This is a genomic window from Clostridium sp. AF02-29, from assembly GCF_934835585.1.
Taxonomy (GTDB): Bacteria; Bacillota; Clostridia; order Lachnospirales; family Lachnospiraceae; genus Otoolea; species Otoolea fessa.
Map to the genome: position 1 here is coordinate 1 of NZ_CAKVZK010000060.1, position 6,003 is coordinate 6,003.

Sequence of the window (6,003 nt, forward strand, 5' to 3'; positions counted from 1 at the left end):
GAGCAGGCGGAATTCAGCTTCTGGGAGAAATATGATGACTCCCATACCGTGATCCGGATCGCCACAAGCTGGGCGACAACGAAGGAACACACTGACGCGCTGATCGAGCTTTTAAAGATGAACCGGGCTTGACCTGATGCTCCCGTACAGCGCCTGGTTCCGTCCAATATTACATATTTCAGGAGGTATTTCCATGACAGACAGACAACAGCTGATCGTAAACAACGTAGATACCGTAAAACAGCTCATCCTCGACGCAGAGCGCTGGATCTGGGCTCATCCGCAGACCGGCTACACCGAGTGGCAGGCCCACGACTATCTCGCAGAGAAATACGAGGCACTTGGATACACACTCGTCAAAGCCGGAAACATTCCGGGCTTTTACACCGATGTTGAGACAGGAAAACCAGGACCAAAGGTAGCGATCTTCGGTGAACTGGATGCCCTCGATATCGCGAACCATCCGGAATCCGTAAACGGAATGACCCACTGCTGTGGACATAACGCCCAGTCCGCTGCACTTTTAGGAATCGCAGCCGCATTGAAACAGCCCCACGCCCTCGACGGTCTCTGCGGATCCATCCGCCTCGTTGTCGTTCCGGCCGAGGAGATGATCCAGCTGGCATTCCGTGAAGAACTCCGCCAGAAAGGCATCATCAAGTACAACGGCGGTAAGACCGAGTTCATGTACCGTGGTCTCTTAGATGGTGTCGACATGGCTATGATGGTTCACGGCATGACAAAAGGCTCTGGTGTCAATGAGGACGGCGATACCGATCTTGACTTTCAGGCACTGCTCGGAATGAACGGATGTATAGCGAAAAATATCCGCTACAAAGGAAAATCTGCCCATGCAGGCGGAGCTCCTCATATGGGAGTCAACGCGGAGTATGCCGCTATGCTGGGTCTCCAGGCATGCAACGACCTCCGTGAGACATTCCAGGAGAAAGATACGATCCGCTTCCATCCGATCCTCATGGGCGCAAACTGCGCCGTAAACATTATCCCGGATGAGATGAAGATCGAGAGTTATGTCCGTGGAAAATCCTTAGAGGCGATCAAACGCGAGAATATCAAGGTAAACCGTGCGCTGACCGGTGCCGCACTGTCTATGGGCGCAGGCGTTGAGCTGAGCGACCGCCCTGGTTACGCTCCGGAGTATCATGATCCGACATTCATGAAGCTGGCTGAGGACTGCTGCGTGGCACTTTGCGGAAGAAAGAAAGTTGTCTTCGACTATAACGGCTGGAGCACCGGTTCCTCCGATTTCGGCGATGTCACCTGCGTAATGCCGGGCGTGCAGATCAACGCGGGCGGCGCTGTCGGCACACTCCACGGCATCGACTTCCAGATCACCGATCCGAACCGCATGTGCGTGAACGCCGCAAAGGTTCAGCTCTTCCTCGTAGATGCCCTGCTCTCCAACAATGCTGTGGCAGCAAAAGAGATCATCGCAAACTACAAGCCGCAGTACCCGTCTATCAAGGCATACCTTGATGCCATCGACGCACTGACACTTGATAAGGATGCTGTTCGATATGATGAAAAGGGAAACGCGATTGTAGATTTCCAGAACTAAGCAACCCAATTTCCTTCCGGGCAGCGCAATGCCACCGAACATTTCCCAAAAGCATTGTCTGTTCATTTCCAATCATATACAGCTTATATAAACGTCCGTCGGAGATGTCCCATGTCTCCGACGGATTTTTTGCTTTTCCTCCTTCCTTTCCCCATCAACAACGTATTCTCCAGTTTTCTCTTGCTCTTTTTGTTTCCTGCGATAAAATACTTTCAAAAACAGAAAGGTATGATAATACTATGAGAAAAACTGCTCTTCCCACAGACCGTCTTTCTGAAACGGCCCGTCAAAAACTCTCCAGGTTCGAAGCGTGGCTGCTCCGGAATGGAAAATCTTACCAGACGATCCGTTCCTATCTCTATACTGCCAGGCATTTTCTTTCCCTGTACCCCGAAGTCACACATGACAATCTGATGCTCTATAAATGCTATCTCATCGACAGGTACAAGCCCAACACCGTAAATTTGAGGATCCGCGCAATGAACTGTTTTATGGAATTTCTCGAGCTTCCTGACTCCAGGGTTCTTATGGTCCGCCTTCAACAGAAACCATTTCTGGAAAATGTGATCAGCCAGGTCGACTATGAGTACCTGAAAAAATGTCTTCTGCGTGACGGAAAGCCTACCTACTACTTTGCCGTGCGGATCATGGCCGCCACTGGCGTGCGGATCAGCGAACTTCTCCAGATCCGTGTGGAAGATATGATCCGCGGTCAGATGGACCTGTACTCAAAAGGTGATAAGATCCGGCGGATCTACTTCCCGCAAAATGTCCAGGAGACCTGCCTGCTGTGGCTTCAAAACGAAAAGCGCACCAGCGGCAGCTTATTTTTAAACCGTTTCGGAAATCCGATCACCACAAACGGGATCCGGGATCAGCTTAAGGTTTTTGCACTTCGATACAATCTGGATCCATCTGTCGTACATCCCCATGCATTCCGGCATCTGTTTGCCAAAAATTTTATAGAAAAATGTGATGATATTGCGCTCCTGTCCGACATTCTCGGACATGAGAGTATTGAGACTACCCGCATTTATCTGCATAAAAGCAGTACCGAACAACAGAACCTTTTCAATCAGATCGTAAACTGGTAAAATTCCTGCTGCCCTGTTATTATTCAAAGGATACACTATGAAAGAACTTCCAAAAGACCAGGAAAACCTGGCAGAATCATTTAGATTATATTTAAGAAAAAAGAATATGTCTGAAAATACCAGAGATGCATACGGACGGGCTATCAGACAGCTTCTGTCCACCTATCCCGTTCCAACTGAATCTCTTCTCCGAAAATACCGGAGTCTTTTAATTGCCAATTACCGCCCTGCAACGATCAATCAGCGTATCTACGCCGTAAATCATTTTCTTCTTTTCCTGGAGGAAGAACAGCCAGAGCTCTCCCCGGATCTCTCCGGCTTCCGTCTTCGCACGGTAAAGATTTCCCGCGACACCTTCCAGGACTCCATTATCACAAACGAAGACTGTGAGACGCTCCAGCGGAACCTGAAAGCAGAGCACCACGATTTCTGGTATTTCATCGTCCGTTTTCTGGTGACCACCGGTGCCAGGGTCAGTGAGCTGGTGCAGATCAAGGCGGAACATTTAGCCTGCGGGTATCTTGATCTCTACTCCAAAGGTGGGAAGATCCGCCGCATCTACATCCCGGATTCCCTCTGTCAGGAGGCAAAAGCCTGGTGTGACCGCCGCGGTATCACCTCCGGCTTTCTTTTTGTGGGAAAAAATGGACGCCCCGTGACGACCAGAGGCATCCATTCCCAATTAAAACACTATGCAGTCCGGTATGGCATCGATCCTGATACCATGTACCCGCATTCTTTCCGCCACCGGTTCGCGAAGAATTTTCTGGCTCGCAGCAGCGATATCTCTCTATTGGCGGATCTTCTCGGGCATGAGAGCATCGAGACCACCCGCATCTACCTCACACGTTCCAGCAAGGAACAGAAACTCCTGCTGGACAAGATGGTGACCTGGTAGGTCCGGCGTAAAAGCGCCATTATGATCTTAGTTCCACTGGATGGAATCCCACGCGGCAGAATCCTCAAACCCAAGTTTCCAGCACGCGACTCCCGCCAGATCGTTCTGACGGACCACGTTCATCTTTTCTTTTAAGGACCGCTCCTCCTCCATCCAGAGGAACCAGGCACCGTCATTTGTCTGTTTCTCGCCATAATATTGGGCGGTATCCGCCTGCCAGGTGAGTTCCACCTGGTTATTGTCTATCCACTTCTTCGCATCCGCGATTCCCATCGCCTTGGAGGTGATGGATCCGTCCCCGGCTTCGATCCAGAGTCTCGTGTAGAACGGAACGGCATTGATCAGCTTCTCCTTCGGGACATCCTCGAGCATTCCGGAGATTCCATTCTTCACGTAGCTGATAGAGGACACAGAGCCCGGCTCGCCGCCCGCAAAGTGCTCATCATATCCCATCATAATCACATAATCCACAACGGTTCCCTGTTCTTTCAGGTTGTAGAAGCTGTTGTATCTCGCCGGAACATAGTTGTCCACGGACAGGACAATGCCTTTCTGGCGGCACGGGATCGATAATTCCCGGATAAATTCGATATAATGGACGCCCGCCTCTGTTTTCAGGCTCTCAAAATCAAGGTTCAGACCATCCAGGTCATATTTTTCCGCATCCGCGATCAGGCTGTCGATCAGCTTGCGGCGGGTAGAGGTGGATGCTAACAGCGTCTCCGTCTGGACATCGGCACTGAAGTTGTCGATCAGCGCCCACACCTGGAGCCCCTTTGCATGGGCCTTCGCCACATAATCTTTGCTCGCCAGTGACTTATAGCTTCCGTTGTTGTCTGTCAGGGAAAACCATGTCGGGGAGATCACGTTCATCCCTTTTGTCTTTGCCAAAATGCTGTCAAAGGTATTGTTTCCGTCCTGGCTTGTTACCTGGTGCCAGCCGAGAACGATCTTTCCGCTCATGCTGGTATTCTTGTATACAGGAGCTGTGAAATTTCCGGAAAATTTCTGGCTCTCCGCGGCTGCCAGGCGCTTATTTTCCACATATCCGATATTTCCGTCGGAAGATGCGACCTTGGACCATTTCTCCATCGTATCGAGAACGGTCACCGTATCGTCCTCTGCGAGGTCTGTGAGGATCTTACTCTTTACGCCGCCTTTTACTCGCAGACTTCCAGCCTTTTTCACCCGCGCTATATTTCTTGTTCCCCAGTCATTGATCAGGACACGTCTTCCATCCCCGGAGTCAAAGGTCTGGATCTGCACATCCGTATAGTTTGCGATCAAACCCAGCGTCAGATAGACCTCATCATCTTTTACAAGAAGCAGCGGAGCGCCGTTGGCCCCCTTTGTCTCCGCGTCCGCATAGACGATCTGGTCCGGGAGCGCGTACACGAGAAGGTCTTCCGTGCTGTCCCAGTAGAACCGCTCATTAATGTGGTCATTCACCCAGGAGACCGGCAGATACGTCTGTCCATTTTCATAGATTCCTGTCTGCTCCTGCCGCTCATAGTTATAGAGGATCGCGGTCTCATCCCCGGACACATCATAGACTTCCGCGAGATCCGCCCGCTCTTTCGTTGGCATATACCGGTCCAGTACCTGGAAACCGACAAATCCCACGGCGATCAGGATGATCAGACCGACAGCAACCAATACAGGAACTATTTTTCTCATTCGTTATCACTCTTTCCGCACGCCGGTTCCCAGAATTCTGCGTTCATTTCCGTCTCTCACCGGCGGCATGCTGAATCGTTATTTATTACGGATGATCCGGCAAGGTATACACAGATCGTATACTTTGCCGGATCTTCAAGATAGCTTAAGTATACCACAACGCGGAATGTCTGTCTGTTAACTTTTTGTAACGAATTGTTGTCAGCAGTCTTACGAATCATCTGGCAGAACGATCCCCCAGCTGTTGAATCTATATTACTTCGTACATATAACCTGGTTCATTTCCGTGCGATTTACTGCTATCCAGTACCGCCAGATCCATTCTATTCGGTATCCTCCGTCTTTCCTTATTTTCTCGTTCTTCTCCTCCGACCTTTCGTCTCCATGATATCCGCTTCGCTCAGATAGACCTTATCAAACCGTATCTCCTTCAGACCGCCGCCTTCCGCCTGGACATAATCTCCCATATAGAACATTCCATCCTCACGAACTTCAAACAGTTTCTCCCATTCTCTCTGCCCGGAAAGTTTTCCGTCCATGTAGATCGGGATTCCTTTTTCCGTGTACCGCTTAAGTCCATTCAGATAGCGCGTCATCTCCTCGACACTTCGATTTTCCGAGTCATACGTTCCGCTTGCTGTTTCCATACCCATATACACCTTTCTTTTCTTCGTGCCGCATATCTATGGCATGCACGGTCTTATCGATGCTCTTCATTGAACGTTCTCCCTCTGCGCTGTCGATTTTAAGTTATT

The 6,003-nt window shown here is 50.2% G+C and carries 5 protein-coding genes; 3 read left to right on the plus strand and 2 right to left on the minus strand.

Annotated features, from left to right (window positions below; genetic code table 11):
* Positions 1-193: 193 nt before the first annotated feature.
* The 3 genes from PUQ60_RS11140 (at position 194) to PUQ60_RS11150 (ending at position 3,571) form a co-directional block, all read left to right on the plus strand.
* Positions 194-1,579: an amidohydrolase gene (locus tag PUQ60_RS11140; RefSeq protein WP_273483003.1), complete on the plus strand. Its 1,386-nt coding sequence runs from the start codon at positions 194-196 to the stop codon at positions 1,577-1,579.
* A 479-nt stretch (positions 1,580-2,058) separates the two neighbouring features.
* A complete protein-coding gene (locus tag PUQ60_RS11145; protein ID WP_337955576.1) occupies positions 2,059-2,673 on the plus strand; it encodes a tyrosine-type recombinase/integrase in 615 nt (204 codons plus the stop codon).
* 106 nt (positions 2,674-2,779) lie between these two features.
* Positions 2,780-3,571, plus strand: coding sequence for a tyrosine-type recombinase/integrase (locus PUQ60_RS11150; protein ID WP_337955633.1), 792 nt, complete (start codon positions 2,780-2,782; stop codon positions 3,569-3,571).
* Between the two features lie 27 nt (positions 3,572-3,598).
* Here the strand turns inward: PUQ60_RS11150 and PUQ60_RS11155 are convergent, their stop codons facing one another.
* Positions 3,599-5,248 carry a glycosyl hydrolase family 18 protein gene (locus tag PUQ60_RS11155; protein ID WP_273483005.1) on the minus strand — a complete coding sequence of 550 codons (1,650 nt, stop codon included), beginning with the start codon at positions 5,246-5,248 and terminating at the stop codon, positions 3,599-3,601.
* 347 nt (positions 5,249-5,595) lie between these two features.
* A complete protein-coding gene (locus tag PUQ60_RS11160; protein ID WP_117469290.1) occupies positions 5,596-5,895 on the minus strand; it encodes a hypothetical protein in 300 nt (99 codons plus the stop codon).
* Positions 5,896-6,003: the final 108 nt, after the last annotated feature.